29 protein-coding genes are annotated in these 26,510 nt (G+C 51.3%); 2 read left to right on the forward strand and 27 right to left on the reverse strand.

Annotated features, from left to right (window positions below):
* Window positions 1–84: 84 nt before the first annotated feature.
* From NDK47_RS16995 to rpsU, 19 genes are all read right to left on the reverse strand, one after another.
* Entirely contained in the window at window positions 85–915 is an 831-nt protein-coding gene (locus NDK47_RS16995; RefSeq protein WP_251870928.1) for a pyruvate, water dikinase regulatory protein, read from the reverse strand.
* A 16-nt stretch (window positions 916–931) separates the two neighbouring features.
* Entirely contained in the window at window positions 932–1,576 is a 645-nt protein-coding gene (locus NDK47_RS17000) for a transcriptional regulator CcpN (RefSeq protein WP_251870929.1), read from the reverse strand.
* 192 nt (window positions 1,577–1,768) lie between these two features.
* Entirely contained in the window at window positions 1,769–3,841 is a 2,073-nt protein-coding gene (gene glyS / locus NDK47_RS17005) for a glycine--tRNA ligase subunit beta (RefSeq protein WP_251870930.1), read from the reverse strand.
* Window positions 3,834–4,742 carry a glycine--tRNA ligase subunit alpha gene (glyQ, locus tag NDK47_RS17010; RefSeq protein WP_251870931.1) on the reverse strand — a complete coding sequence of 303 codons (909 nt, stop codon included), beginning with the start codon at window positions 4,740–4,742 and terminating at the stop codon, window positions 3,834–3,836. Before glyQ ends, glyS begins: the two co-directional genes overlap by 8 nt.
* 343 nt (window positions 4,743–5,085) lie before the next feature.
* Entirely contained in the window at window positions 5,086–5,850 is a 765-nt protein-coding gene (recO, locus tag NDK47_RS17015) for a DNA repair protein RecO (RefSeq protein WP_251870932.1), read from the reverse strand.
* The gene (locus tag NDK47_RS17020; RefSeq protein ID WP_251870933.1) at window positions 5,841–5,996 is read right to left on the reverse strand and encodes a YqzL family protein; all 156 of its coding nucleotides are present in this window, start codon (window positions 5,994–5,996) and stop codon (window positions 5,841–5,843) included. The genes recO and NDK47_RS17020 overlap by 10 nt, the downstream gene beginning before the upstream one ends.
* A 130-nt stretch (window positions 5,997–6,126) precedes the next feature.
* Window positions 6,127–7,044 (reverse strand): GTPase Era, encoded by a 918-nt coding sequence (gene era / locus NDK47_RS17025; RefSeq protein WP_251870934.1) that lies wholly within the window; start codon window positions 7,042–7,044, stop codon window positions 6,127–6,129.
* The gene (locus NDK47_RS17030; protein WP_251870935.1) at window positions 7,037–7,435 is read right to left on the reverse strand and encodes a cytidine deaminase; all 399 of its coding nucleotides are present in this window, start codon (window positions 7,433–7,435) and stop codon (window positions 7,037–7,039) included. Before NDK47_RS17030 ends, era begins: the two co-directional genes overlap by 8 nt.
* Window positions 7,436–7,444: 9 nt before the next feature.
* A complete protein-coding gene (locus NDK47_RS17035) occupies window positions 7,445–8,110 on the reverse strand; it encodes a DUF502 domain-containing protein (protein ID WP_251870936.1) in 666 nt (221 codons plus the stop codon).
* Window positions 8,111–8,138: 28 nt separating this feature from the next.
* Complete coding sequence (locus tag NDK47_RS17040) at window positions 8,139–8,510, reverse strand: diacylglycerol kinase (protein WP_251870937.1); 372 nt, start codon at window positions 8,508–8,510, stop codon at window positions 8,139–8,141.
* 11 nt (window positions 8,511–8,521) lie between these two features.
* Complete coding sequence (ybeY, locus tag NDK47_RS17045) at window positions 8,522–9,001, reverse strand: rRNA maturation RNase YbeY (protein ID WP_251870938.1); 480 nt, start codon at window positions 8,999–9,001, stop codon at window positions 8,522–8,524.
* Between the two features lie 15 nt (window positions 9,002–9,016).
* Complete coding sequence (locus NDK47_RS17050) at window positions 9,017–9,991, reverse strand: PhoH family protein (protein WP_251870939.1); 975 nt, start codon at window positions 9,989–9,991, stop codon at window positions 9,017–9,019.
* Window positions 9,992–10,029: 38 nt separating this feature from the next.
* Entirely contained in the window at window positions 10,030–11,238 is a 1,209-nt protein-coding gene (gene yqfD / locus NDK47_RS17055) for a sporulation protein YqfD (RefSeq protein WP_251870940.1), read from the reverse strand.
* An 82-nt stretch (window positions 11,239–11,320) separates the two neighbouring features.
* Window positions 11,321–11,605: a sporulation protein YqfC gene (gene yqfC / locus NDK47_RS17060; RefSeq protein ID WP_251870941.1), complete on the reverse strand. Its 285-nt coding sequence runs from the start codon at window positions 11,603–11,605 to the stop codon at window positions 11,321–11,323.
* A 615-nt stretch (window positions 11,606–12,220) separates the two neighbouring features.
* Window positions 12,221–12,718 (reverse strand): hypothetical protein, encoded by a 498-nt coding sequence (locus NDK47_RS17065; RefSeq protein WP_251870942.1) that lies wholly within the window; start codon window positions 12,716–12,718, stop codon window positions 12,221–12,223.
* Between the two features lie 11 nt (window positions 12,719–12,729).
* Window positions 12,730–13,731 carry a flotillin-like protein FloA gene (gene floA, locus NDK47_RS17070; RefSeq protein WP_251870943.1) on the reverse strand — a complete coding sequence of 334 codons (1,002 nt, stop codon included), beginning with the start codon at window positions 13,729–13,731 and terminating at the stop codon, window positions 12,730–12,732.
* A 7-nt stretch (window positions 13,732–13,738) separates the two neighbouring features.
* Window positions 13,739–15,082, reverse strand: coding sequence for an NfeD family protein (locus tag NDK47_RS17075; RefSeq protein ID WP_251870944.1), 1,344 nt, complete (start codon window positions 15,080–15,082; stop codon window positions 13,739–13,741).
* Window positions 15,083–15,394: 312 nt separating this feature from the next.
* Window positions 15,395–15,841 carry a GatB/YqeY domain-containing protein gene (locus NDK47_RS17080; RefSeq protein ID WP_251870945.1) on the reverse strand — a complete coding sequence of 149 codons (447 nt, stop codon included), beginning with the start codon at window positions 15,839–15,841 and terminating at the stop codon, window positions 15,395–15,397.
* Window positions 15,842–15,858: 17 nt separating this feature from the next.
* Complete coding sequence (gene rpsU / locus NDK47_RS17085) at window positions 15,859–16,032, reverse strand: 30S ribosomal protein S21 (RefSeq protein ID WP_003390641.1); 174 nt, start codon at window positions 16,030–16,032, stop codon at window positions 15,859–15,861.
* Window positions 16,033–16,381: 349 nt separating this feature from the next.
* On the opposite strand from rpsU, the gene NDK47_RS17090 reads away from it, so the two are divergent.
* A complete protein-coding gene (locus tag NDK47_RS17090) occupies window positions 16,382–17,770 on the forward strand; it encodes a UDP-N-acetylmuramoyl-tripeptide--D-alanyl-D-alanine ligase (RefSeq protein ID WP_251870946.1) in 1,389 nt (462 codons plus the stop codon).
* A 99-nt stretch (window positions 17,771–17,869) separates the two neighbouring features.
* On the opposite strand, the gene NDK47_RS17095 is transcribed toward NDK47_RS17090, so the two are convergent.
* Both NDK47_RS17095 and NDK47_RS17100 read right to left on the reverse strand, forming a co-directional pair.
* Window positions 17,870–18,991 (reverse strand): D-alanine--D-alanine ligase, encoded by a 1,122-nt coding sequence (locus NDK47_RS17095; RefSeq protein WP_251870947.1) that lies wholly within the window; start codon window positions 18,989–18,991, stop codon window positions 17,870–17,872.
* Window positions 18,992–19,209: 218 nt separating this feature from the next.
* Complete coding sequence (locus tag NDK47_RS17100; protein ID WP_251870948.1) at window positions 19,210–20,706, reverse strand: alpha/beta hydrolase; 1,497 nt, start codon at window positions 20,704–20,706, stop codon at window positions 19,210–19,212.
* Between the two features lie 317 nt (window positions 20,707–21,023).
* Here NDK47_RS17100 and NDK47_RS17105 point away from each other — a divergent pair, with 317 nt between their 5' ends.
* Window positions 21,024–21,962: a Na/Pi cotransporter family protein gene (locus NDK47_RS17105; protein ID WP_251870949.1), complete on the forward strand. Its 939-nt coding sequence runs from the start codon at window positions 21,024–21,026 to the stop codon at window positions 21,960–21,962.
* 37 nt (window positions 21,963–21,999) lie between these two features.
* On the opposite strand, the gene NDK47_RS17110 is transcribed toward NDK47_RS17105, so the two are convergent.
* The 6 genes from NDK47_RS17110 to NDK47_RS17135 all read right to left on the reverse strand — a co-directional run bounded on the left by NDK47_RS17110 (window position 22,000) and on the right by NDK47_RS17135 (window position 26,504).
* Entirely contained in the window at window positions 22,000–22,674 is a 675-nt protein-coding gene (locus NDK47_RS17110; RefSeq protein ID WP_251870950.1) for an LrgB family protein, read from the reverse strand.
* The gene (locus NDK47_RS17115; protein ID WP_251870951.1) at window positions 22,667–23,065 is read right to left on the reverse strand and encodes a CidA/LrgA family protein; all 399 of its coding nucleotides are present in this window, start codon (window positions 23,063–23,065) and stop codon (window positions 22,667–22,669) included. Before NDK47_RS17115 ends, NDK47_RS17110 begins: the two co-directional genes overlap by 8 nt.
* 192 nt (window positions 23,066–23,257) lie before the next feature.
* Complete coding sequence (gene deoC / locus NDK47_RS17120; protein WP_251870953.1) at window positions 23,258–23,923, reverse strand: deoxyribose-phosphate aldolase; 666 nt, start codon at window positions 23,921–23,923, stop codon at window positions 23,258–23,260.
* A gap of 3 nt (window positions 23,924–23,926) precedes the next feature.
* The gene (locus NDK47_RS17125) at window positions 23,927–24,355 is read right to left on the reverse strand and encodes an NUDIX hydrolase (protein ID WP_251870954.1); all 429 of its coding nucleotides are present in this window, start codon (window positions 24,353–24,355) and stop codon (window positions 23,927–23,929) included.
* On the reverse strand, window positions 24,352–25,710 hold the full coding sequence (gene mtaB, locus NDK47_RS17130; protein ID WP_251870955.1) for a tRNA (N(6)-L-threonylcarbamoyladenosine(37)-C(2))-methylthiotransferase MtaB: 1,359 nt from the start codon (window positions 25,708–25,710) through the stop codon (window positions 24,352–24,354). Before mtaB ends, NDK47_RS17125 begins: the two co-directional genes overlap by 4 nt.
* 62 nt (window positions 25,711–25,772) lie before the next feature.
* Entirely contained in the window at window positions 25,773–26,504 is a 732-nt protein-coding gene (locus NDK47_RS17135) for a 16S rRNA (uracil(1498)-N(3))-methyltransferase (RefSeq protein ID WP_251870956.1), read from the reverse strand.
* Between the last annotated feature and the right edge of the window lie 6 nt (window positions 26,505–26,510).

The following is a 26,510-nucleotide window of genomic DNA, read 5'->3' on the forward strand; positions in this document are numbered from 1 at the left end:
TCACGATAAACGCTTCAAACCCCCGCTGTTTTAGGGGACGAATACAGTTTATTCTACAAAAAGAGCCAAAACCCTCCCTAAGACCTATTTATTTTCTTTGCGAAGCTTGTTTTTGCGAATCATTTCCAGGATAATATTGGCCGTCTCTTCTACGGCTTTGTTGGAGACATCGATGACGGGACAACCCACCCGCTCCATGATTTTTTCGGAATATGCCAGCTCTTCGTTGATTCTGTCGAGATTCGCATAATTTGCCTGGGCGGTAAGACCAAGTGCTTTCAATCTTTCCGTGCGAATGCCGTTGAGCTGCTCCGGATTGATCGTCAGCCCGATACAGCGCTCGGGTGGGAGCAAAAACAGCTCCTCCGGCGGTTCGACTTCAGGGACGATCGGGACGTTGGCAACCTTCAAACGCTTGTTCGCCAGGTACATGGAGAGCGGTGTCTTCGACGTGCGGGACACGCCAATCAGTACAACATCAGCGCGCAAAAGCCCACGCGGGTCCCGGCCATCATCGTATTTCACTGCGAATTCGATCGCGTCCACTTTGCGGAAATACTCTTCGTCCAGCCGGCGTACCAGTCCCGGCTTTCCGGTTGGCGGTTCGTGAAGCATTTCTTCCAACGTGGTAAGCAGTGGTCCCATGACATCGATCGTGCGAATGCCATGCCTTGTTGCCTGCTGTAAAATATACTCTTTCAACTCGGGTACAACCAGCGTAAATACAACCATTGCATTCATTTCCCTGGCAGACGCAATGATTTCATCAATCGAATCTTTGTCTTCTATGTACGGATATTTGTGAACATCGATAGAAAAGCGGTCGAACTGGCTGGCTACGGCGCGCACGACCAACTCCGCTGTTTCGCCGATCGAGTCTGAAACCACGTAGATAAGCTGTCTTTGTTGATTCATAGTATCGCTTCTCCTCCTACACCTTCGGTTCGCTGCCCAATTCGACAAACGCTTTGGCAATTGTCGTTTTCGTTACTCTTCCCATCAGCTCAAACTGTTTGCTGTCCTCTTCTCCCGGACGGACGACGGGCAAGGAGTCAATTTGAAAGTCGATCAGTTTTTTCGCTGCAGAATAAAGCGTCTCCTCCGGTGTACAGGTCACAATGTTGGGCATCCGGGTCATGATAATCCCGACGGGGACGTCCTCCAGAGTTTTGTTGCCCAGCGAAGCTCGGAGCAAATCTTTGCGCGAAAGAACACCGGCCAAAAAGCCTTTTTGATTGACCACAAACAGTGTTCCCACATCCTCCAAAAAGAGAGTGACGATCGCATCGTAAGCTGATGCTGATTCGGATACGACGATAGGCATCGCCTTGTAGTCTTTTACGAGAAGCTTATGAAGCCGTTCACTAATGACCGAGCCCGCAGGTCGGCCCGCATAAAAATAACCGACTCGAGGTCTGGCTTCTAAATAACCTGACATAGTCAGGATCGATAAGTCAGGGCGGAGAGTGGCGCGTGTCAGATTCAGCTTTTCAGCAATCTGTTCACCTGTAATCGGCCCTTCATCCTTTACGATCTGGATAATATGCTCTTGTCGTTTCGTCAGCTCGATGACCAATCACCCCGGTTCTGTCTGGTTACTACCCCTAGTATTACTCTATTCGACGGGATTTTCCTTCTTTCCGCTTTAGAAAACTTGATTTGGCATCAGTTTTTCCCCATTCAAAATCTTGATGAACGAAAAAAAGGTCGCCCCCGCATGATGCAGCGGAGGCGATTTTTTTGTGTAAGAGACGGCTTGAGATCGTGATCAAGCAAACACCAATTTTGAAAAATCAGCGTAGCCGAAAATCAGTCGGGACAAGCCAGACAGAAGGGCAAGACGATTGTGACGGACAGCCTGGTCTTCAGCCATGACCATCACTTTGTCAAAAAACGCCTGAATCGGCTCGCGCAAAGTGCCCAGAGTGGCCAAGATTTGCTGTTGATTGTTCAAACCGCTAACCTCTTGCTGCACGGAAAGGTAGGCTTGGTAAAGAGCTCGCTCCACTTCTTCTGCAAAAAGCGCTTCCTCAATAGCATCGGACTCTGCCTTTTGTGCCAGGTTGTTTACACGGTTAAACTGTTCGACAGTAAATTTGAACGCATCCGTCTGTACCTCGTCCATCAGGGCTTTTGCCTTGTTCAAAAGGTCGGGCAGGACATTCCAATCAGCCGACAGAACCGCATCGATGACATCGTAACGGACCGCTGCCTCCTGCAGCACATTTTTCAGGCGGAGCGCAAAGAAATCGCGGAGGTCTTTCATGACTTCTTCGCTCGGGCGTTTGCTGACACCCTGCGCTGTGAGCGGAGCCAGAGCAGCCTCCCACAGTTGCTCCAGCGAAAGTGTCCAGCCTTTATCAAGCAGAATGGCCACCACTCCTGCTGCCATCCGGCGCAGTCCATACGGGTCCTGTGATCCTGTAGGCACGATGCCAATCGCGAAGCATCCGGCAATCGTGTCCAGCTTGTCAGCCAAACTGACGATCGCGCCAGTTGGCGACTGCGGGAGCTGGTCACCTGCATGACGCGGCAGATAATGCTCAAAGACACCGCGGGCTACTGCTTCGCTCTCTCCTGCCTTGCGGGCGTAATCTTCTCCCATGACCCCTTGCAGCTCGGGGAATTCGCCCACCATATTAGTAACGAGGTCAAACTTGGCAATTTCGGCAATCCGATCTGCGTATTTCGCTTCTTCTGCAGATACACCCAGCTTCTCTGCGATCCAGGCAGCGGTTTTGCGGACACGGCGCACTTTGTCACCAATCGTTCCCAGCTCCTCGTGGAAAACGATCGTTTCTAAACGCTTCAGGCAGCTGTCAATTGACAGCTTTTGGTCTTCCTCGTAAAAGAAGCGGGCATCGGAGAGACGGGCACGCAGGACCTTTTCATTTCCTTTTGCGACATTTTCCAAAGCGCGGCTGTCCCCATTGCGAACGGTCACAAAATGGTTCAGCAGCTGGCCGTTTGCATCCTCAACCGGGAAATAGCGCTGATGCTCACGCATGGAAGTGACCAGCACCTCGCGCGGAATCGACAGGAATTCAGGCTCAAATGTGCCGAACAAAGCCGTAGGATACTCCACCAGATGTACGATCTCGTCCAGCAATCCCTCATCCATCGGAATGCGCCAGCCATTTTCCGCCTCCAGGCGGCGGATTTGCTCGACGATCAGCTTGCGGCGTTCCTCCGCGCTGACGATGACGTGCTCATCGCCTAGTCTGGACGCGTATTGTGCCGGGTCTTGCAATTCGATGTGCTGACCTCCGAGGAAACGATGGCCTCTGGTCACCGCACCGGTTTTCACACCGGCAATTTCCATGTCGACCAGTTCGTCACCAAACAGGGCAACCAGCCAACGGATCGGCCGCACATAGCGAAGATCATTGGCACCCCAACGCATGTTCTTTGGAAAATGCATCGAGGTGATCACGTCCGCCAGTGCAGGCAGCAGGGCTTTTGTTTCTTTCCCGGCTTCCGATTTACGGGCATAGACGTACTCTACACCGTTCAGTTCCTTGAAATACAACTGCTCCGGAGCAATCCCGTTACTGCGTGCAAAGCCTTGTGCCGCTTTGGACCAGTTGCCTGCTTCATCGATTGCGATCTTTTTCGCTGGCCCCTTGGCTTCTTCATTTTTATCCGGCTGCTTCTCGGCCAGACCGTGAATCAGCAGGGCAAGGCGGCGCGGCGTTTCAAAGGAATCGATCCGATCATAAGGGATTCGCTCTGCCTCCAGCCACTTCTCTACTTTTTCCCGCAATTGTGCCGCCGCCCCCGTAATAAACCGGGCAGGCATCTCTTCTGTACCAATCTCCAGCAAAAAATCTCGTTTACTCATCTGCGCTCTCTCCTTCCTGACTGCTTGCCTGTTTCAACAGAGGGAAGCCCAGTCGCTCACGCTCAGCCAGATAGGTTTGGGCGACTTCCCGCGACAGATTGCGCACCCGTGCGATATACCCGGTCCGCTCCGTGACACTGATTGCGCCCCGCGCATCCAGCAGGTTGAAGGTATGGGAGCACTTCAATACATAATCGTAAGCCGGGAACACGAGATGCTCCTTCATCAACCGCTTGGCTTCTGCTTCATACGTGTTGTAAAGGTTGAAGAGCATGTCCACGTCAGACAGCTCAAACGTGTATTTGGAGTGTTCGTATTCCGGCTGAAGGAAGACATCCCCGTACGTGACGCCGTCAACGTACTCCAGTTCAAACACATTTTCTTTTTCCTGAATATAAGAGGCAAGCCGCTCCAGGCCGTAGGTCAGCTCAACCGCCACAGGCTTGCACTCCAGACCGCCGACCTGTTGGAAGTAGGTAAACTGGGTGATTTCCATTCCGTCCAGCCATACTTCCCAGCCAAGTCCCCACGCTCCGAGTCCAGGATGCTCCCAGTTATCCTCCACGAAGCGAATATCATGCTCCAGGGGTTCAATCCCCAAAAGACGCAGACTTTCCAGATACAGCTCCTGGATGTTGTCCGGAGATGGCTTCATGATCACCTGAAATTGATGATGCTGATACAAACGATTTGGGTTTTCACCGTAACGGCCGTCTGCCGGGCGACGGGAAGGCTCCACATAGGCCACATTCCAGGGCTCCGGCCCGATCGAACGCAGAAATGTCATCGGGTTCAGCGTACCGGCCCCTTTTTCTACGTCATAGGGTTGAACGATGAGGCAGTTTTGTTTTGCCCAATAATTTTGCAGAGTCAAAATGATGTCTTGAAAAGACATGCTCATGGTCTTTCCACCTCCTGTTTAATTCGGGGCAACCGTGTGGGGGAAAATAAAAAACCTCTCGCCGCCTACACTGTTACCCAACAGTGTAGGGACGAGAGGATTTCCCGCGGTTCCACCCTACTTGACGACACGCCGAACGCATCGTCCTCTTTCCGATTCAAAGCGTTGCTCCAGAATGCCCTTCATCAGCATGGTTACCGGGCTTCCACTCTCCCCGATTCGCTAGCAGGCCTGCACTGAATGTCTCAGCACGAATGCCCGAAAAACCAGCGGCCGACTACTCCTTTCCTTCTCCACAACGTATTAAAGTTGCTATTTATCATAACGAAAAGTGCTGCCAATGTCAATCACTCCCGCCGGGCGAAATCCGCTCCATCTGATCCAGAAAGGATCGACTCTTCAGCCGCAGGTCGAGATGTTCGTCCATGTAGCTTCGCAGGACGTGTTTCAATTGGCTTCTTGTCGTCGCCTTGACTTCAATTTCTCCCAGACGTTCCAGATCAAATACCTGAAACAGCCTGAGCAGCTTCCAGACCGTAGAGGTGATTGCAAAGGCATAGGGATCTGTCTCGAGGCATGCCGGACACAGCAAGCCGCCTTGTGAGATGCTGAAGACAAATGGTTCGCGCTGCATACCGCAGTTCGCACAAGCCGTCAACTTCGGGGAGATCCCTGCAACCTGCAGCATTTTCGTCTCGAATATCCGGCACAGTATCTCTGCATCGCGGCCTTCGTCCAAATGATGAAAGAGCTGATACAATAACTGGAACAGATAGGGATTGGCTTCCTCCTGCTCTGTCAAGCGGTCCAACAGCTCAGCTATGTACGCGGCGTAGGCCGTCGCCATCAGGTCCTGCCGCAGTTCCCGAAAGGAGTCAACAATCTCTCCCTGCGAGAGATCGGACATCCCGCTTCCGGGTCCTGTTTTACACAAGTAATAGCCATGTGTAAAAAGTTGGGAGACGGCGCTCAATCGACTCTTGGCCCGCTTGGCACCACGAGCCATTATCGCAACCTTGCCGCGCTCCCGGGTAAACAGAGTCACCACTTTGCTGGACTCTCCGTAGTCCACGCTCCTGATGACTATTCCTTCCCACTTTACAAGCATGCGTGTGTTTCACCCAATTCCTCCTGGGCGAACTCAAACGGGGCCTCCTCACCGGCTCCTGACGTTTGATGGTGCTCTTTGTAGAGGAGGTAAGCATGGATATCACCGGTTGAAGCGAAATAACTCCATGAAAAATCTTTGATCAAGGAGCATCATCCTTTCTGGTATCGGCTAAATCCACTTCCTTCTTAGATTCACCTGCGCCCGTTATTCTATGCCTTGGAAAATTTCCCTTGCCACAAACAACTCCCCGTTACCCCTGCGCTTGCTCTGTCACTACTCTTCGTTGTAAAAACCGAAGTTGCGCAGCATTCTCTCCTGATTGCGCCAATCCTTTTTCACTTTGATCCACAATTCGAGAAAAACCTTTTCTCCCATCAGGCGCTCAATATCGGTGCGCGCCCGCTTTCCGATTTCTTTGAGCATCTGTCCTTTTTCGCCGATCAGAATCCCTTTTTGCGAGTCGCGTTCCACATAAATCGCCGCGTAGATATACAAGGTCTTTCCGTTCTCGCCCCGCTTCACTTCCTCGATGGTCACCGCAATCGAATGGGGCACCTCTTCTCTTGTCAGATGGAGAACCTTCTCCCGGATCAGTTCTGCCATGACAAAACGCTCAGGGTGATCGGTGATCTGGTCGGCCGGATAAAACATCGGCCCTTCTTCCATTTCTTCGAATATCGCCTGAACGAGGGAGCCTGTGTTATTCCCCTCCATCGCCGAAATCGGGATAATTTGCTTGAACGGATACAACTGCCGGTACTCGTCGATAATCGGCAATAGCGCTTCTGGATGAACCTTGTCAATTTTGTTGATGACCAAAAAGACCGGTGTTTTCACCTGTCCCAGGCGTTCGATAATGTACTCGTCACCTGCTCCCCGTTTTTCCGTGGCATCAATCACAAAAAGCACCAGATCCACTTCGTTCAGGGTGTTTTCTGCGACGGAGACCATGTAATCACCCAGCTTGGACTTGGGCTTGTGAATTCCCGGTGTATCCAGGAAAATGACCTGGCCTTCCTCCGTGTTCAGGACAGCCGTGATTTTATTCCGGGTCGTCTGAGGCTTATTTGACATAATCGCTACTTTTTGGCCAACCAGATGGTTCAGCAGCGTTGATTTTCCGACGTTGGGTCTGCCTACGATTGAGACGAACCCCGATTTGAATGATTTTTGGGCCTTGCGATTATCCACGTAAATCCTCCTTGGTGAAAGCCCCGGGCAACAGGGCAGATACGGTTGTTTCCCAAATATCGCCGCGCAGGTTAGCCAAAAACACAGGCATGTCTGGCGGACATAACTCAGCCATCACTTGGCGGCAAGCTCCGCAAGGCGAGACAGCATCCGGAGTGTCGGCAACCACCGCGATCGCCCGGTACTGTTTGTCTCCTTCGGAAAACGCTTTGAACAACGCTGTTCTCTCCGCACAATTGCACAAGGGGAAAGAGGCATTTTCGATGTTGCAGCCAAGGTAGACGACGCCGCTCTCGGCAAGCAGTGCCGCCCCTACGGGAAATTTGGAATAAGGCACATAGGCGAGCTCTCGCGCCTCTTTTGCCTTTGCGATTAGCGCTTGTTTATCCATATTCATCACTCACTGTTCTGTGAAAATTGTTTGATCCGTCAGTCGTGCTTTAGGGGGAACAACCCCACCGGAAATGACAAACTTTAACCCGTCCTCGATAGACATGTCCAGAAAGGTCACCTCTTTGCGAGGCACCAGGGCAAGCCAGCCGTTGGTCGGATTGGGAGACTTGGGTAAAAAGACGTTGACGTATTCCTCTCCTGTAAATTGCAGGACACCGCCCTGTGATTCGCCTGTGAGGAAGCCAACTGTGTAGACTCCTGGACGCGGATACTCGACGAGCACGACTTGTTTAAAACTGGAACGCTCATGGACGAGGGCTTGCGATACTTGCTGGACGGTCGAGTAGACGCCGCGGGCCACCGGAATAAATCCAAAAAAACGCTCGATCTTGGCAAAGAGAAATCTTCCAGCAGGGGTCCGGGCGATCCCGCCGATCAACAGCAGTATCAACAGCAGCAAGATCACGCCGATAACCGGGATATGGTCATGAAATGGGACGCCAAGAAACCAGACGAGCTCTCCTTGCCGAAAGGCCAGTCCGGTTGTCAGCATCAGTTCTGTCAGCCATCCTCCAACAGCTCGATCTACCATGAAAAAGATGAATTGCAACAAGTAGACAGTGACGAACAACGGAAGCAATACCATGAACCCTGCGAATACTCGTTGCCACACAGATGTCATACTCCTTTCACACTGGCAGCTATAGGGATAATTTCTGCATAAGAGGGGGGCCAAATACCACGACTCCGACAATCACGGACAAGACCGCTGCGACCAGGACAGCTCCTGCAGCCGCATCCTTGGCCGCCTTGGCCTTCGCATGCTTCTCTGGCGAGGCCAAATCCACCGCTTCCTCAATCGCCGTGTTGACCAGTTCCAGAGAGAAGACAAATGCGATAGAAAAAAAGACCAGCAAAACATCTTCGCGGGAAATCTCCAGCCACCAGGCTGCCAAAAGGGCCAGTACGGCTGCGACGAGATGAATCCGCATGTTTCGCTCAGTCTTTACGGTATGGGCAATTCCTGCTACAGCAAACGAAAAACTGCGGGCAAAGCGGCGCCATTCTTTCAAGGGTTATCAGCCTACCTCGTCAAGCCAATTTGCTGCAAAACCTCTTCCTGACGGGAAAACATCTCTTTTTCTTCCTGCTCTGTCTGATGGTCGTATCCGAGCAGATGAAGAAAGCCATGTACGGCGAGGAATCCCAGCTCACGCTCCAGGGAATGTCCGTAATCATCTGCCTGTTCCTTTGCTTTGGGCAGAGAAATGATGATATCCCCCAGCATATTGGGAAACTGGTCAATCTCATCCTCGTCTATGAAAATCTCCATTTCTTCTTCGCCCGCCTCGTTCATGGCAAATGAGAGCACATCAGTGGGGCGGTCGACACCTCTGTAATCGCGATTCAGCTCGTGAATGCGCTCGTTGGTTACCAGCGTCACGACAACCTCGCCGCTTACTTCTTCACGCTCGGCTGAGGCCTGCAGACAGCGCTTGATCAAGTCCTCCAGATGTTCGCTGATCGGTTCGATCTCTTCATGCAGTACTTCGATGGATAACACGAATGCTATTCTCCTTTATCGGATGCTTGGATCCTCTTCATTCTTGGCATAGGCTTCAATAATTTTCTGTACCAGGCTGTGACGCACAACATCGGCATCCTGAAAACGGATGAACGCCACCTCCGGAATCGGCCCCAGAATGCGCTCAGCTTCGCGCAAACCTGACTTTTTCCCCTTCGGCAGGTCAATCTGCGTCACGTCCCCGGTGATCACCATTTTGGAACCGAAGCCCAGCCTCGTTAGAAACATTTTCATTTGCTCAGGCGTAGTGTTCTGCGCCTCGTCAAGAATGACAAAGCTGTCCTCCAGGGTCCTCCCCCGCATATATGCCAACGGAGCTACTTCGATCAGTCCCCGCTCCATCATTTTGGCCACTTGTTCAACGCCAAGCATATCGTATAAGGCATCATACAGTGGCCGCAAGTAAGGATCTACCTTCTCCTGCAAATCACCTGGCAGAAAACCGAGACTCTCTCCGGCTTCTACAGCTGGTCGGGTCAGGACGATTTTTTTGACTCGTCCATTTTTCAGAGCCGTGACTGCCATGACGACAGCCAGATAGGTTTTCCCTGTCCCTGCCGGACCAATCCCAAAAACGATATCATGCCGTTTGATCTCAGCCAGATAGTGACGCTGTCCCAGTGTTTTCGCCCGGATCAGCTTTCCTTTCTGCGTACGTGCCACTTCCTCCTCGTATACATGAAGCAACTGTTCCACTTCACCCTGCTCCAAAAATTGAAGCGCATAGGAGACATCTCGCTCGGAGAGGGGAATGCCTCTGCGAATCAATTGAAGCAATACGGCAAACAAGCGAGACAGCTTATCCACCTCAGGCTTATCGCCGGCGATGAGAACCTCACCGCTGCGTGAAATGACTTTTGCATTGGTTTTTTCCTCGATAATCTTCAAGTAGGCATCATGTGGCCCAAACAACAAAAGTGCTTCAGACGCATCTGTAAACGGGATTTTTACCTCTTCTTTTACGTGCAACAGGCTTCCATCTCCTTGCAGCGGTAATCAGCATTATGTTAGGGAGCTGGAGCAGGCGGCTGCGGCAAGGCCACAATCGGCTGTTCCTCTGTAATGTCTTCGATGACAGAAAAATGAATGCTCAAGTAAACTTTACCATTCTCTGTCTTGCGGTGCAAAACTTTTTCATCACGAATGACAGTGTCAGGACCCGCTTTTCGCAAAATGTCCTCACGTGCTGCCTGTTTTGCCAAAGCGACCGCTTCTTCTTCATTCAGTTGGCGGGTGATCAACTCCACTTGAGCATGTGTGATGCTCTTCCAACCGACAGGTATGGAGTAACCGGCAATCGACGGAGAGAACCTGTCTTCTGTAGACTCTGCGCTCGCAAAAGGCTCCAGCCTCCAGGGCCAGACCTGCAGCGCATACGGACCGATCAAAAGGTACTGCTGCGTTTGTTTTTCACCCGTTAACTGGTGCTGGGTACGTTGCAGCGGAACCGTCACATCGCTGACATACCAAACTTCCCCTTTAACGGTTCCTTGCGCGGATACTACCTTTTGCCGTTCATCATTTCCGATCACACCGGAGATTAACAGTTGCCCTTTATTGACGACCTGATTGACGGAAACCATCTTTTTGCCAACCTCGGGCAGAATGGTAGAAACAACCGCCCGCTTTTTTGCCACCAGATGACGTGGACTGAGCGGGACTGGCTTCTCCGGCTCTTCTTTTTCCACCACCTGGATGACCGCCTTTGTTCCCTGGATCTTTACACTGATCCAGGATGCTTGCGGAACGAGCTTCAGGATTTCTCTCTGGAGCTCTTGCGGTTCTCTTAGTTTGACCTTCCATACCCCTTCTTTAATCCCCACTTGTTCTGCTGCATGAATCACCGCTCGCGGATGCAGCCGCTTTGTCCCCTGCACCTCCACTTCCCAAACAAACGAAGAGAGCATGTACAATCCGAAGCAAAACAAAGCAACTCCCGTGAAGAAACCCGCCCTCTTTCGCATCGAAACTAGCAGAAAGGGAAAGCCTTCCCGCTTCTGGATATGAGCACGACAGCCCGTCTCTTTTAAAAGCGGACGAAGATGAAAAAAGTCATGAACGAGGATTTCACAGCTGCTCATCTCGCTTCCTACCTTGCGTATGTTCCAAATTCGTATTCCCTGGCGAATGGCCAGATTGAGAAATCTCTCAAAGCGTTTGCCACGGACCGTGATCGTGATATGTCCACTCAACCATTCCCGCAGTCCATTGCGCATGTTTCGTCACCACTTTCCAGACGTATTCTCCCTGCGCAGGAGTTGGCAGACCACCATCAAGTGGCCCCCACCCTGCTCTCCCTTACGACTTTTCTAGAAACTTGACGCCGCCTATCCGGCCTTCCAGCAAAACTTCTTCGGGAAGAATGGCCCGGATCACGAGTTGTTCTCCCGTCACAATCAACTGACCGTTGGTTAACAACAAACGGAGCTCTTTCTCAGTAAAATGGAGAACTCCGCGATGGTTTTCAATATACATCTGCAGGTGACCAATCATCGTGATGCGCGGGACTTCGAGAACCACATCCTGCGGTAAATCCAGCACGCCTACTGCCAGATTTCGCAAACGGCGGCTCCAACGCCTCATGAGTAAGCCCCCCTCTCTCCTGGCGCATCAATGGAATTGCAAATTGAACCCGAAAGCGTAATGCCCGGAAATCTTCTCTTATAACGGTATGCGCGATGGGTAGGAGAACATGCAGAAAACTTCTCCCCCTCCTGGCCCGCTCTCTCACAACAAAAAAGCCCGTCGTTCCCTTGTCGGAACAACAGGCTTGTCTATTTTTGTTTAGTGAAAATGCTCAGCTTTATTCAAGGAACGGGAGGTATGCTTCCACTTTTTTAGTACCCGCCTTACCTTTTCCACGGAGCAACCGCAGGCGATGGCCGTTTCATAGATTGATTTTTTTTCAAAGATGACTAGCCGGATGACTTTTTGACGAAAGCGGCCCATTTTTTCTAAAGTCTGTGGGTTCATTTCATCCTACCCCTTACCTAATAATTGTCATTCTTTTCCTTTCTATAAGAATAGGAGATGGCCGCTTTCGACACAAGTGGATCTATTCGTTTTCTTTCGACATCGGGACCGAAAAGAAGTTTGATGTCAGAATATTAGAAAAACTTGGCTTATCTTTCCGAAAGTACAAAAAAGAGCCGCCTGTCCTGAATGGAATCATCCTTGGCAGACGGCTGCTCCTGTGTATTAGAATCCTCGACGAGATGGCAGGGGTGACGTTCGTGCTCGGGGCGCTCCGTAGATGATCGCCCACTTCATGCCTTCCCTTGCATCGAGATGGTTTTGGTGCTGTTTTTCCGCATTGGGAGTTTTTGTAGCTGCTGCAGCCACAGACGGCTTTTCTACCTCGACAGACGGCTCTTCCTCATAGGTTGGCAACGGCTGCGCGTCGGCAGCTACCTCTTGCCAATCCTCCGCGTAGATATCTTTTTCCGGAGACATGACCTTCCGATTTTCCAGCGGAGTTACCGTGCGCCGCTCTTCCTGCTCTTGCTCCCAAGGCCAGCCGCCGGACTCCACCGGGGTGAGCACTGGGCGTCGAGCAGGTCTTCCGCGCTGCGGTTTTTTGGTTTGTTTGCCGAAAAGTATATAGCCCAAATACCCTAAAATCAAAAACCAGAACTTACCGATTAGCGGCAAAGCCCAACCCAGCAGATCAAATAGCAGATCCAACAGATCATCCATGATCCCAGCCCCTACTTCTTGTCATCTGTGTGAGGCTTGTGTTTGTCTTCGGTATGACCAAACGCTTGGCGCATTTGCGTATCTGCTGTGATATTCTGCAGGTTGTAGTAATCCATAACGCCTAACTTGCCGCTTTTTAAAGCCTCGGACAGCGCCAGTGGAACTTGCGCCTCCGCTTCTACTACTTTTGCTTTCATTTCTTCGACACGGGCTTTCATTTCCTGTTCGGTTGCAACCGCCATTGCGCGGCGTTCTTCTGCCTTGGCCTGCGCAATCCGTTTGTCCGCTTCTGCCTGGTCTGTTTGAAGCTGTGCCCCGATGTTTTTCCCGATATCAACATCCGCGATGTCAATGGACAAGATTTCAAAAGCCGTTCCAGCGTCAAGACCTTTGTTCAAAACGGTTTGAGAGATGCGATCCGGATTTTCCAGCACGTCTTTATGCGCTTCGGAAGAACCGATCGTGGTGACAATCCCTTCTCCTACACGGGCGATGATCGTCTCTTCACCGGCACCCCCGACCAGTCGGTCAATATTGGCGCGAACCGTTACTTTTGCTTTTGCTTTCACTTCAATCCCGTTTTTCGCCATGGCTGCTACGGTCGGTGTTTCGATCACTTTCGGGTTGACACTCATCTGAACAGCTTCCAATACGTCACGACCGGCCAGGTCAATCGCTGCGGCACGCTCAAACCCGAGCGGAATATCCGCCCGCTGCGCTGCTACCAGCGCATCCACGACACGGTCTACGTTACCACCGGCGAGATAATGGCTTTCCAACTGGTTGGTATCCAGCTCAAGTCCGGCTTTCCGCGCCTTGATCAACGGGTTGACGATTCGGGAAGGCACGACACGACGCAAGCGCATGGCCACCAGTGTAATGATGCCGATCCGCACACCGGATGCTAATGCCGAAACCCAGAGCATTACTGGTACAAAAGAGAAAAAGATGGACAGTACGACGATGGCTACTGCCACCATAAAAATAACAGGAATCAATCCGCTTTCTAGCATATACAATCTACTCCTTTGCCTCGTTTTCCTGTACGACTACTCTTGTTCCTTCTACCTGAACGACCATAACTGATGTCCCCGCGGTGATAAAACCGCCGACGCTTACTGCATCAATTCGACTTCCGTCAATCCTGACGACACCAGCCGGACGCAGCGGAGTCAACGCAATTCCTACTTGGCCCAGCAAATCGCGCTGGTCCTTCGGTGCCACATAACCAGCTTCGTTGCGTTGGACCTCGCCCAGGATAAACTTGTTAAACAAGGTCTTGAACCCGTATTTCTTGATGAGAAGGAAGGTGACAATAGCGGTGACCAGCACAGCGATTCCCAAGGATGCAAGCCCTTGCTTCGTATCGTAGGCAGCCATGATCAATCCGGTCACAATTCCGATAAAACCGATTGCACCCACGATGCCACCGGGCAAGAAGATTTCCAGAATCATTAAAAGGATGCCGAGAACAAACAGACCGATGTGAAGCCAGTTGGCAAAACCAGCCACATAATGCCCAAAAAAGTACAGTCCAAACGCACACAGGGAAATCGTCCCCGCTACACCAAAACCGGGAGCAAACAATTCAATTACAATTCCCAAAAGACCGATAATCAAGAGAAGACTCATCACTACCGGACTGGTGACAACGCGAGCAACGCGTTCCCCGATAGTGGGTTCAATCGTCTGCATGCTGTCGGGCTGCACACCCAGGTAGGTAAACAATTCAGTTTTGTTCGCAACCACCTGATCAGCATACCCGAGCTCTTTGGCCCGATCGGCTCCCAGGGAAAGAACAGATCCTTTTTCCTTCAATCCCGGATACTCGGTATCAATTTCGACCATCGCCCGGGCAACCATTTCATCGCGATTGTTCAGGCTGGCCGCTTCCGCCATTTTCGTAGACCATCCTGAAATGATTTTTACATCTGCCGCATTTCCCGCCATATCAATTGGCGTCGCTGCTCCGATGCTGCTTCCGGGCGTCATGACGATCTCATTGGCATTTAGCGCAATATACGTGCCCGCTGAAAATGCCTGGTTGTCAATATAAGCCACAACATGGATCGGTGATTGCCTGATCAATTGCCCGATCGCATCTGCAGCGCCTACTTCGCCGCCTGGCGTGTTAATGTGAAGAATAATCAGGTCTGCCCCTTCGCTTTCAGCCTGGGTAAATGCCCGTTTGAGAAAGCTTCCCAGCCCTTGCTCGATCTGCTGATCAACCGGAACCCAGACCACTTTTTGGTAGCCTTTCGCATTCGCGAAGCTCCCCATCGACAGACCGAGAAAAGCGATGGCCAGACAGATCACGGAGAGCCACAGGCGCACGTGGCTTAGTGCCTGCTTTCTTGGACGCATTTTGTATACCTCCTTTCTAACAGCTCTGATGTCAGCTACTAAGGTATACGGAAAACCTCTGCAATCGTTTCATTTTTTCTGTGGATTTAACAAAGATCGACATTTTACGCATTAGGGACAACAGACTGTTTCTTACATTCATTTTATTAAATGAATCCCAAAGGTTCAATTCCGGGCTATATGCAGTTTTTACAAGTCTGCCATCGGCATTTCATGATGCGCTTGGAAAGGCTTCCCGGTTACAGGCAAAAGAAAAACTCAGCCAATTCAGGACTGAGTTTTTCTGTCGTATCTATATGAGGTTGTTCCTTTTTATGTTGGTAGTTCCTCAGATACAATCTTTTGCACGATCGTACCGTCAGCTTTCCCCTTTACTTTTGGCATGATAACGCCCATGACCTTGCCCATTTCCTTTTTGGAAGAGGCACCGGTGGCAGCGATGGCTTCGCGGACGATATCACGAACTTCGTCTTCACTCAGTTGTTCGGGCAGATAGGCTGTAAGTACTTCAATTTCTTCGCGCGTTTTTTCAGCCAGGTCATCCCGACCGGCCTTTTCAAACTCGTGGAGGGATTCACGGCGCTGTTTTAACTCACGGGTCAAGATGGTCAGCTCTTCGTCTTCAGACAAACGTCCACCTTTGTTAATCTCTTCATTCTTGATAGCGGCTTTCACCATGCGAATAACAGAGAGTTTTAGCGCAGCTTTGTCCTTCATCGCTTGCTTTATATCTTGATCGAGTCGCTCCATTACACTCATGATGGGCCCTCCGTTAATTAATACTTGCGCTTACGAGCTGCTTCGGATTTTTTCTTACGCTTGATGCTCGGCTTTTCAAAGTGACGACGTTTACGCAGTTCCGCCATCACACCGGACTTGGCGCTTTCACGCTTAAAGCGGCGAAGTGCGCTATCCAAAGACTCGTTTTTCTTGACTCGAATTTCTGCCATCTGTCTTCCCTCCCTCCGCTAAAAACCGTGGGACACCTGTTACCTACAGACTGTCACACTTCATTATAGGACAGAAAACCAAGGCAGGTCAACCTTTCTTTCCCCGCACAACGGAAAATAATAAAATTTACCTGTAGACAAAGCAGACGCGTTCCTCTCTCACTCCTGGTCATAATGTCCTTTCAGAGTTTGTATATATTTTCTGATGATACGGCAGCCGTACAAAAAAAACTTGCGGTGTCACAACAGGAGTGATAGCATGGCTTCGTAGTTTTACAAGGCTTTTAGCAGGAAGTTCTCGAAGCGCCGTCTTACATAAAGGAAATCCATGATAAAGGAGATTGTGCACATGAATCCCATCAAACTGGAACAGCTCGCCGTCATGGCTGAGGGCCTGCTCCTGGCAGGTGATCCGGAGCTTGCGCTGACCAGTGTCCATTTTGACACCAGACAGTTGGAGAAGGGTGCACTCTTTGTCGCCGTTCAGGGCGTCCGTGACGGACATGATTTTCTCCAGCAGGCTGTAGAAAATGGAGCTTGCGCAGCGATTGTTTCCAATCAGGAGAAAATTCCTGACGTGCTTCCCACTGGATTTGGGCTAATTCTGGTTAACGATACATTGCGTGCTTATCAGAAACTAGCCGGGTATTACAGAAAGTCCTTCGCCATTCCGATGATCGCCATCACCGGAAGCATCGGAAAAACAACGACCAAAGATATCGTCTCCCATGTCTTGGCATGCAAGCTTCCGATCTACAAAACTTACAAGAACTTAAACAACCATCTTGGCGTCCCGTACTCGCTGTTGCAACTGGAAGACCGTCATCAGGCCGCAGTCTTGGAGCTGGGCATGAATCATGCCGGCGAGATCGATCTTTTGGCGTCGCTGGTAAAACCGCAGATTAGTGTGATCACCTACATCGGAGAATCTCATCTCGAGCATTTTGGTTCGCGCGAAAAAATTGCTCTGGCCAAAGCGGAGCTTTTGCCGCATACCGACCCTGAGGGCTTCGTCCTGCTCAACGGGGACAACGAATACCTGAAAAAGATCACTCACCTTTATCCCGGACAGGTCCTCACCTATTCCGTGCGTGAGCCTGCTGATATCTGGGCAGAAAAAATAACGGCTGAGGAAAACGGGACGAGATTTGACATCTGTTTCCGCAATGGTGACCGATTCTCTGCTTTCCTCCCTCTGTTCGGCAATCACAACGTATTAAATGCCCTTCCTGCTGTGGTCATCGCCCGGCACTTTGGCTTGTCCGCAAGCGAAATCACGCATGCGCTGGCTACCGTACAGCTGTCAGCTATGCGATTTGAACGCCGTGATTCCAGCACAGGAGCTGTCTATATCAACGATGCTTACAATGCAAGTCCAACTTCGATGGAAGCAGCGATCTCCACTTTTGCGGATGTTCTTCCGGAACGCTCCAAGGTGCTGGTATTGGCAGACATGTTTGAGCTTGGACCGGACAGCCTGGAGATGCACGCACAGGTGGGGCGATTTGCCAGCAAGCTGCGTGATCACTTCCAGCAGCTGATTGCGATTGGAGATCATGCCCGTGCGCTGTATGACGCATATGAGGGTGAAAAATACTTCTTCTCCACCAAAGAAGAAGCAGTGGATACGCTTGCCGCGCTTTGTACCCCAGACCGCGCCTTTCTTTTCAAGGCTTCTCGGGGCATGGAGCTGTGGACGCTGATCGATGATATCGAGAAGCGAGCAGGTCATAGATAGGAAAAGCAAAAAGACAGGCTGCCGGATGAATGATATGCTCTCCACATATCAGGACTCCGACAGCCTGTTCTTTATTCCGTTTTGATTTTATTTGCGGCGCTATTCCAATTCTTCTGCATCGACAATATTTCGCTGTTTGTCAGCATGCCGCTCCAATCCCAGCTTCACCAAACGGTCGATCAGATCGCTATACCCAATTCCCGAAGCTTGAAAGAGCATCGGATACATGCTGTACGGGGTAAATCCAGGCATGGTATTGACTTCATTGATATAGAGCTTGTCATTGGCTTCATCCCAGAAAAAATCTACCCTGGACAAACCGGAGCCGTCCAATTCCCGAAATGCTGTTTTGGCCATTTCTTCCATCTGCACCGCTACATGTGCGGGAACCTCGGCCGGGATTTGCAGTTCCGTCCCTGCCCCCTTATATTTGGCCTCATAGTCGTAAAATTCTTTGGCTGCAATCACTTCGCCAACGACAGAGGTGATCAGTTCCTCGTTGCCCAACACCCCGATTTCCAGTTCACGCGCCTGGACGAACTCCTCGATGATCAAGCGGCGGTCAAACTTGGCTGCCAAGGACATGGCTTCGATCAGTTGGTCGCGATCCTTTGCTTTGCTTACCCCTACACTGGAACCCATATTGGCCGGTTTTACAAAGCAAGGGTACCCCAGTTGCTGTTCAATCCGTCCAATCGTCTCCTCCTGCTTCTTCTCCCACTCAGAGCGGAGCACGCCTATAAATTTGACTTGCGGCAAACCCGCTTGCGCAAATACATTTTTCATCATCCATTTATCCATGCCGACCGCAGAAGCCATCACTCCTGCGCCCACATAGGGCAGATTGGCCAGCTCGAGCAATCCCTGGATGGTTCCATCCTCACCATTGGGGCCGTGAACGACCGGGAAGATCACGTCTATTTCCTGACCGATGGCAAATACAGATGCCGGCTTTGCGGCAGGGATGATCTCGCCCCCCGCCCTTTCTTCATCAGGACGCTCGTTTCCATCCGTCAAACGAAGGGGCTGAACTCCTTCGAGTACCCCCCCTGATAATTTTTCCCCTTTTATCCAAGAGCCGTCCAACTGCACATAGACGGGCAGAATTTCATATTTGTCAGCATCTACCGCTTTAATGATGGAGTAAGCGGTGCGCAGCGAAACTTCATGTTCCGAGGACTTTCCTCCGTAAATAATTCCCAGCCGTATTTTGTTCCCCATGAACCTTTTGCTCCTTTCGCCTCTGCGCGGGCAGCGAGCGATCCTACCCGTGTCTACAGTCTCTCCCTATCGTATGCGTAAGCCCTGTTCTCTTCTACTCTCTGGGCCAATTCATCATTCAGCATACACAATCCCCTTTTCAAATTCAAGGGACGTTCGTTTCGGAGCGAAGCCGAAGCACGAAAAAAGAGCGGCGCAACTGTCCGCTCTCTTCGGGATTAGTAAGGCTCGATTTCTTCGCCGGTTACGATATCGATCACGTTGACAGAAGAATCAGGGACGGGGATGGTCTGATTCTCGGGCGGGGTGCTTGCTTCCTCTACCCACCGAACCAATGCATCAAAGCTTTGATGAACATAGGGGAGCAGCGGCTGTATTTCTTTGTCTGGATCGGAATTGCTCCATACCAGACCGTCGACATGATTCCCCTTTTCCACCAAATACAATCGGTGCAGATGCTCCCGTCCTGCTTCTTTGATCAACTCCTGGTAAGGAGTGGCATGCACGTCGGGAAAAATCAGGGTATCCCAGGTACCTGCAATGGACAGGAGTGGAACATTGATTTTGCCTGTATTGGCAATCTGGTCTACAGCATCTTTTACATGCTTCGGCCGTTTGGCAAAATCATAGTTTCGAAAGATATCATCATGGGTGCGGTCACGAATCCCGTTTTCGTTCATTCGCAGATAATCGGGCCATTGCAATCTTTTCGGGGCCCGGGGATCAAACTCGTCCCGATAGATGTTTAGGCTGATAAACCAATAGACCTGGTCGTGGTAAGCCCAGAGATGTTCGGAGCCTCGCGGAACGTGAGCCCGGTACAGCGCTTCCCGTGCTTTCTCCTGCTTTTCCCCTGTCCCGTACAGGGCATCCTCGGCATGATTCACTACCTCTGTCAGGGTGGAGATGAGATTAGGGCGATCCGAACGCCACAAGACTCCTTCCCAGTCTATGCCGCCGTCAAACAGTCTTGGCTCTTTGGTAATGGCCGGGTCGTCATTTTCCAAGGCATACCGGACCACATAGCCCCCGTTGGAAATCCCGATTGCATAAGTAGGGATCGGGTGCTGCTTGGTGATCAGCTTGCTCGATCTCGGGCCAAGGTCAGACGAGTCCAGCAGGTGGTCTGCATGAAAGGTGGTCAGGTATTTCTGAGCAGCTTTTGTCACTTGGCGAAACCGCTGATGCCATTCGGCTACAGAATCCTCTTCGGCAGCAAGTGCATTTTTGGCTTTGGCAAAGGGATCGGATGGGTCAATTTCTCCTTGTGTTCCTTTGTCGATGGCAGCAAAAGCGAATCCTTTGCCCAGCACGTAGTCACTGAACAGCAAATCGGTAGCGGTTTCATTTCGCGTAGCAGGGATACCGGCCACCACCAATCTGCCGTTCCACTTGTCGGGCACCCGGATGACAAACTTGGCGTCGTCAAACATCCCGTTGATCTGGACACCTGTTACCTCGGCGGGTTGATACATCTTGCTCCATCCTCCCCACGTCATCGGCGCCAGGCCACCGTTTCCAAACTGCAGGGCAGCGGCCAGCTGAACCGGATTTTTTGTCGTGAGCCAATTTTCCCCTTTCCCATCGAAGTGATTGACCATGACGCTGTGTGCACCAGGGATGACCGGCGAAGTAGCAGCCTGGGAGGATTGTCCGCTCACCCAAAAGGGAATGGTCAGGCTCAAAGCTACCAACGCTTTTCCCCATGTTTTCATCCTTTTCATCCTATCACCCACTTATCCTCAAATAATGGTTGCCATTGCCTTATTTTTACAGCAACTATCATGCCAACTCATACAAGCGTCGTGATTGACTGCGGCCGTAGCAAAACGTCGCCCGCCTGCAACACGGAGCCTAAACAAAAAAGCGACATGTCGCATCATCGCAACATATCGCTTTTCACTATTCTATATGCATACGTACTTCGGCCGATTTGCGCAGGTTTCGACAGGTTTTTGCAGCCTGCCTGTCATGCTCGTCTCGGTACAGGCATACGTATTGGTATACCCTGACACGTAAGGAGGATCACTTTTTGATTGGTGCTGTCCTCGCTCCGTTTACCTTTGGCCTGAGTTTCTTTCTGTTGGGAATGTACGCCATGCGAACGGGCTTCCAGAACCTTGCCGGCAAACAAATGGCAGACTGGCTGTCACGCTTTACCCGCACACCCCTGCTCAGCTTTTGGGTGGGCTTGCTGTCCACATTTGTCTTGCAAAGCTCCAGTGCGGTCACGGTACTGACCATCGGTTTGACCCATGCGGGGATGATCGGCTTTGCGCAAACCGTCGGCATTATTCTGGGAACCAACGTGGGCACAACCGTCACGACCGAACTGATCGCTCTACGCCTGGAGACCTTTGCGGTTCCGATGCTGCTCGTGGGCATCGCTCTGTGGCTCATGCCGCGGCGACTGACGCGCTGCATCGGACTGGTCATCGCCGGCTTTGGCCTGATTTTTCTGGGGATCGATACGATGCAGGTAATGGCAAAGCCGCTGCAGCAATCGGAGACTTTTCGTGCGCTCTTTCTGGAAAGCACTCACTCCGTCTGGCTCGGCCTTTTGACCGGCACCGTTTTTACCGGCCTGATCCACAGCAGCTCTGCAACGACAGCGATCACCATGGGGCTGATGTCCCATCAGGTTCTCGGTATCGAAACTGCTTTAGCCATTGTGCTTGGCGCCAATATCGGCACCTGCTTTACGGCCCTGATCGCCAGTATCGGCACCAATACCGCATCCAAGCAAGTGGCCTGGTGCCATACCCTTTTCAACATCGTCGGAGCCCTGTTGTTTTTGCCGTTTTTGCCCCAACTGGGCGCGATCAGTGCATTTCTGACAGCCAGCCCTTCTATGCAGATCGCCCACTCACAAACGATATTCAATGTGGTTTGTTCCCTCGTCGCCCTGCCTTATACCAAGCAGATCGCCGCGTTTATCCAGTGGATGTTTCCGGGGAAAAGAAAGCGCTGATCACTGCCTGGCATTGTAAAAAAATGGATATCGTCATTCATAATGTAAAAGGGATCAAATAGATCGCGGTCACCACTCCAGCCAAGATCATGGCCACACTGGAAGCAGCCGTTTGAACCTGTGAGATTCGATGCAGGCTGGCGGTTCCCATGGCGTGCGCACTGGTCCCGATGGCAATCCCGATCGCCCAGTCATCCTTCACTCCGCACAGTGCAAGGAGCGGTCGCCCAAATGCCACACCGGCTATTCCCGTCAAGGCTACAAAGAAGGCAGCAAGCGCGGGGGCTCCTCCGATATTTTTCGTCAGTTCCACCGCAATCGGCGTCGACACGGATTTAGTCAGCATGCTTTTGACCAGTAAATCATCTGTGTGGAAAATCCAGCCAAATGCCAGCACGGTAAGTATGGCAACCGCGCATCCTGCCAGTACACCCAGTAGAACACCTTTCCAGATATCAGAAAACACCCGCATTTGTTTAGCCAAGGGAACAGCGAGCGCTACCGTTGCCGGGCCGACCCAGAATGAAATCCATTCACCCCCGAGCTGATAGGACTCCCAGTCCCCGTTGATCAGCCACCAGACAAACCATGTGCTGACCGTGGATACAATAATCGGTTGGATCCAGGAGTAGCGATTCACTACAACCATCGCCAGCTTGTAACCGGCCAATGTCACGAGAATGGCAAGAATCGCGAGCAAAACATCAAGCATCCATAGTCCTCCTCTCCAGCTCGATTGAGGAAGTGCTTGCTTCTTTTCTGCGCCGATCCAAATACCACTGAATCAGACGGCCCGTCACAACCATGACAAAGGCAGGACCGAGAACCATCGCCAAAATCAGCGCCACGGGATGTTCTCCCAGTATTTTCAGGTAAGACGATACACCAATCATAATAGGGACAAAAAATAGCATCATATGACGGATTAATAACTGACTTGCTTTGTCCACCCAATTCATTTTGACGACCCCGGTTACAAGAGCCAGAGTTAGCAGCAGCATCCCGATGATATTGCCGGGCAACGGGATGTGTAGCCACTTTCCTGCTGCGATACCAATCCCATAAAAGGCAAGCAGCAAAATAATGCCCTTGATGGTTTCCACGACGACTCGCTCTCCTCTCTCCTCATCCAATCTCTTTCTATTATTCTATAAGCTACTTTCTCTTATTTCTTTAGCAGGGCAATTCTCTCTACCATTCGAAAATACAAACGTACAGAATCATCCAAGAATCCCAAAAAATCCTGCGGACTTGTAAAAAAGCCCGACCACAACATAGGTCAGGCTTTGTTCCTATTAATAACCGCTCCCCGATGCTTCCCCACCGCTTACAATGGCGATGCCGGAGCTTGCTCCGATACGCGTAGCTCCTGCCTCGATCATGGCCAGGGCTGCAGCGCGATCACGCACCCCGCCGGAAGCTTTGACGCCGATGTCGGCACCTACTGCTTTTCGCATCAGGGCAATATCTTCGACGGTTGCCCCACCAGGACCAAAACCGGTGGAAGTCTTCACGTAGTCGGCACCCGCTTCTACACAAAGCTTGCAGGCTGCTTCTTTTTCCTCGTCGGTCAGAAGCCCCGTCTCCAGGATCACTTTCAGCAGAATTTCTCCTGCAGCTTCCTTCACAGCCGCCACATCCTGCTTCACAGTTTCCAGATCCCCTGATTTCAATGCACCTACATTCAGAACCATGTCGATTTCGGTCGCACCGTTTAAAATGGCGTCACGGGTTTCTGCCACCTTTACTGCGGTGGTATTGGCGCCCAAAGGAAAACCGATCACGGTACATACTTTTACATCCGTACCTGCCAGCAGCTCAGCAGAGCGCTTTACCCAGTAGGGATTGACGCAGACCGAAGCAAAATCATGTTCTTTAGCCTCTGCGCACAGCTTTTCAATCATCGCCACTGTAGTTTCCGGCTTTAACAGCGTATGGTCGATATACTTGTTCAAATTCATTTCCTACACCTCAATCCCGAAATGGTGCAAAGCCAATCGCAGCACATTATCATTATTTCGATACCCACGGCTAAGCTGCAGGGACCACGCCTCTTCCGGCGAATGCCAGTGAACGGCGTTGATCTCTTCTTCCTGCACAACAATCTCCGTAGAGTAGGCCTCCACCAGATAGTAGTGCACCTCTTTATTCACAAGCTCCCCTGTTACCGGATGGTGATAGTTGTAGTAGATGGTGTCCAGCTTATCCATCAGACGCCCGCCAACACCTGTCTCCTCCAAAACCTCTCGGAGCGCAGTTTCTTCAATCGTTTCCCCCAGTTCCTGCTTGCCTTTGGCAAGGGTCACTTTCCCATAGCGATCTTCAATCAACATGATCAAAAGACCGTTGTCCGTGGCCTGATAGACGACGCCGCCTGCCGAGATCTCTTTCATACGACCTTTTCCTTCAACGCTGCTGGCACAGGATAGTCCAGCACGCGGACAAAGGTGCCCTTGCAATATTCGGAGCCGGCTTCATCGAGACGAACCTTACAGATTTTACCAATCATCGATTCATCGCCTGGGAAAACAAGATTGAGGTAATTGTCAGAATACCCCATCAAGAGGCCGCTTTCTGGTGCTTCTTTATAAGGTCTTTCGGGAATCACCTCGAGGACGTCTCCCACGAATTTTTTCGCGTATTGGAGTGTCAGCTGTTGGTTCAGCTCAAGCAGTTGGGTGACCCGCTCATGCTTGATCTCTTCTGGAATCTGATCCGTCATGCGGGCAGCCGGTGTACCCGTCCGCATGGAATACGGGAAGACATGAAGCTCCGCAAAACCGATTTTTTGAATAAACTCGTAACCATTCCGGAACTGCTCGTCCGTTTCTCCCGGAAAGCCGACGATCACATCTGTAGTCAACGCGACGCCAGGCAAGGCTTCCCGTACCTTGACCATTTTTTCGTAGAATTCAGCCGTCGTGTATTTCCGGCGCATCCGCTTCAAGACTTCATCGTCTCCAGCCTGAAGCGGTACGTGCAGATGGCGGACGACGAGATCCGAATGATTGATCACATCGATCACTTCGTCGGTAATCTGGCTGGCTTCAATGGAGCTGATGCGGATACGTTTAAGCCCTTCCACCTGGTGCAAATCAACCAGCAGCTTGGCCAGGTTGTAATCCTCCAGGTCTTCGCCATAGCCGCCTGTGTGAATACCGGTCAGGACGATTTCCAAATAACCGGCTGCGACCAGTTGTCTTGCTTGCTCCAGCACGCTCTCCGGTTTGCGGGAGCGCATCAGTCCGCGCGCCCACGGAATAATGCAGAAGGTGCAAAAGTTGTTGCAGCCCTCCTGGATTTTCAAGGAAGCACGTGTGCGGTCTGTAAAGTTGGGTACATCCAACTCTTCAAATTCTCGCGCCTTCATAATATTCCCGACAGCATTGATCGGGGTGCGTTCTCTGCGAATCTGGTCCACATACTCGATCAAATTCTCGCGTCCCTGTGTCCCAACGATAATATCCACTCCGGGAATCTGGGCAATCTCACCTGGAGAGGTTTGCGCATAGCAACCGGTCACGGCAACAATCGCGTCTGGATTGCGGCGGATCGCCCGACGAATGACCTGACGGCTTTTCTTGTCGCCTGTGTTGGTTACTGTGCATGTATTAATGACGTAAACGTCAGCTTCATCCTGTTCAAAGTCGACTCGCTCGTAGCCGTTGTTTTTAAATAACTGCCAAATCGCTTCCGTCTCGTAGCTGTTTACTTTACATCCCAATGTATGGAAAGCAACCGTTGACATTGCGCTTCCTCCTTTCAAACTGTATGATTCATTATCCGATCTGCATGCAGAACCGGCAAATACTACTCAAACTGAAAAGATGCCGCCGCCAATACGTATTGGCAAGCGGTTTCCGTCCGCAGGATACGAGGGCCAAGAGCGACAGACGCAATGCCGGCTGCCTCTGCTGCTGACACTTCCTCCGGAGTAAATCCACCTTCTGGTCCAATCAAAACCAGCAGGGAATCACCTGGTGAAAGGGCAGGAAAGACCTGGTGCAGTGTTTGGGTGCCTTCCTTTTCATAAGCAATGACCGCTCGGGTGTAACGAGTGGAGGCTTCCAAAATCTGACGAAAGGAAACAGGTGCGAGCAGCTCCGGCAGCACGCTGCGATGAGACTGTTCAGCCGCTTCCTTCACGATTTTGCGCCAACGCTCCAGCTTCTTGGCTTCTTTCTTTGCATCCAGCTTGACAATCGTGCGTTCTGAGGAAAAAGGAAAAAAAGCGAACGCGCCCATTTCCGTTCCCTTTTGCAGGATCCACTCCATCTTTTCACCTTTTGGTAATCCCTGTCCAATGGTAATGTGAATCGGCAGTTCTCGCTTCTCTTCCAGAAACTCCGTGACAGCAGCCACCACTTCTTTTGCTGACAAGGATTCCAATCGGGCGCGAGCAGATCGGCCAGCACCATCGCTGACGATGATTTCCTCGCCGCTCTTTGCCCGCATGACATTTACAATATGATGAACGTCGTCGCCTGTTATCCGAACCTCTTGTTCAGAAAAGAGGTGTGGCTCGACAAAATATCTTTGCATCTCGCC

Source organism: Brevibacillus ruminantium, from assembly GCF_023746555.1.
Taxonomy (GTDB): domain Bacteria; phylum Bacillota; class Bacilli; order Brevibacillales; family Brevibacillaceae; genus Brevibacillus; species Brevibacillus ruminantium.

Coding starts and splice junctions, on each gene's coding strand:
- NDK47_RS17065 (WP_251870942.1), bottom strand. CDS start 12,718: ATGGATGATCTGTTGGATCTGCTATTTGATCTGCTGGGTTGGGCTTTG.
- NDK47_RS17095 (WP_251870947.1), bottom strand. CDS start 18,991: ATGGGGAACAAAATACGGCTGGGAATTATTTACGGAGGAAAGTCCTCG.
- NDK47_RS17080 (WP_251870945.1), bottom strand. CDS start 15,841: ATGAGTGTAATGGAGCGACTCGATCAAGATATAAAGCAAGCGATGAAG.
- NDK47_RS17135 (WP_251870956.1), bottom strand. CDS start 26,504: ATGCAAAGATATTTTGTCGAGCCACACCTCTTTTCTGAACAAGAGGTT.
- yqfD (WP_251870940.1), bottom strand. CDS start 11,238: ATGCGCAATGGACTGCGGGAATGGTTGAGTGGACATATCACGATCACG.
- deoC (WP_251870953.1), bottom strand. CDS start 23,923: ATGAATTTGAACAAGTATATCGACCATACGCTGTTAAAGCCGGAAACT.
- NDK47_RS17090 (WP_251870946.1), top strand. CDS start 16,382: ATGAATCCCATCAAACTGGAACAGCTCGCCGTCATGGCTGAGGGCCTG.
- NDK47_RS17075 (WP_251870944.1), bottom strand. CDS start 15,082: ATGCGTCCAAGAAAGCAGGCACTAAGCCACGTGCGCCTGTGGCTCTCC.
- yqfC (WP_251870941.1), bottom strand. CDS start 11,605: ATGAGGCGTTGGAGCCGCCGTTTGCGAAATCTGGCAGTAGGCGTGCTG.
- recO (WP_251870932.1), bottom strand. CDS start 5,850: ATGCTTGTAAAGTGGGAAGGAATAGTCATCAGGAGCGTGGACTACGGA.
- mtaB (WP_251870955.1), bottom strand. CDS start 25,710: ATGTCAACGGTTGCTTTCCATACATTGGGATGTAAAGTAAACAGCTAC.
- rpsU (WP_003390641.1), bottom strand. CDS start 16,032: ATGGCAGAAATTCGAGTCAAGAAAAACGAGTCTTTGGATAGCGCACTT.
- NDK47_RS16995 (WP_251870928.1), bottom strand. CDS start 915: ATGAATCAACAAAGACAGCTTATCTACGTGGTTTCAGACTCGATCGGC.
- glyS (WP_251870930.1), bottom strand. CDS start 3,841: ATGAGTAAACGAGATTTTTTGCTGGAGATTGGTACAGAAGAGATGCCT.
- NDK47_RS17110 (WP_251870950.1), bottom strand. CDS start 22,674: ATGCTTGATGTTTTGCTCGCGATTCTTGCCATTCTCGTGACATTGGCC.
- NDK47_RS17100 (WP_251870948.1), bottom strand. CDS start 20,706: ATGAAAACATGGGGAAAAGCGTTGGTAGCTTTGAGCCTGACCATTCCC.
- NDK47_RS17030 (WP_251870935.1), bottom strand. CDS start 7,435: ATGGATAAACAAGCGCTAATCGCAAAGGCAAAAGAGGCGCGAGAGCTC.
- NDK47_RS17125 (WP_251870954.1), bottom strand. CDS start 24,355: ATGAAAGAGATCTCGGCAGGCGGCGTCGTCTATCAGGCCACGGACAAC.
- glyQ (WP_251870931.1), bottom strand. CDS start 4,742: ATGAGCATGTCTTTTCAAGACATCATTTTGACTCTGCAAAATTATTGG.
- floA (WP_251870943.1), bottom strand. CDS start 13,731: ATGCTAGAAAGCGGATTGATTCCTGTTATTTTTATGGTGGCAGTAGCC.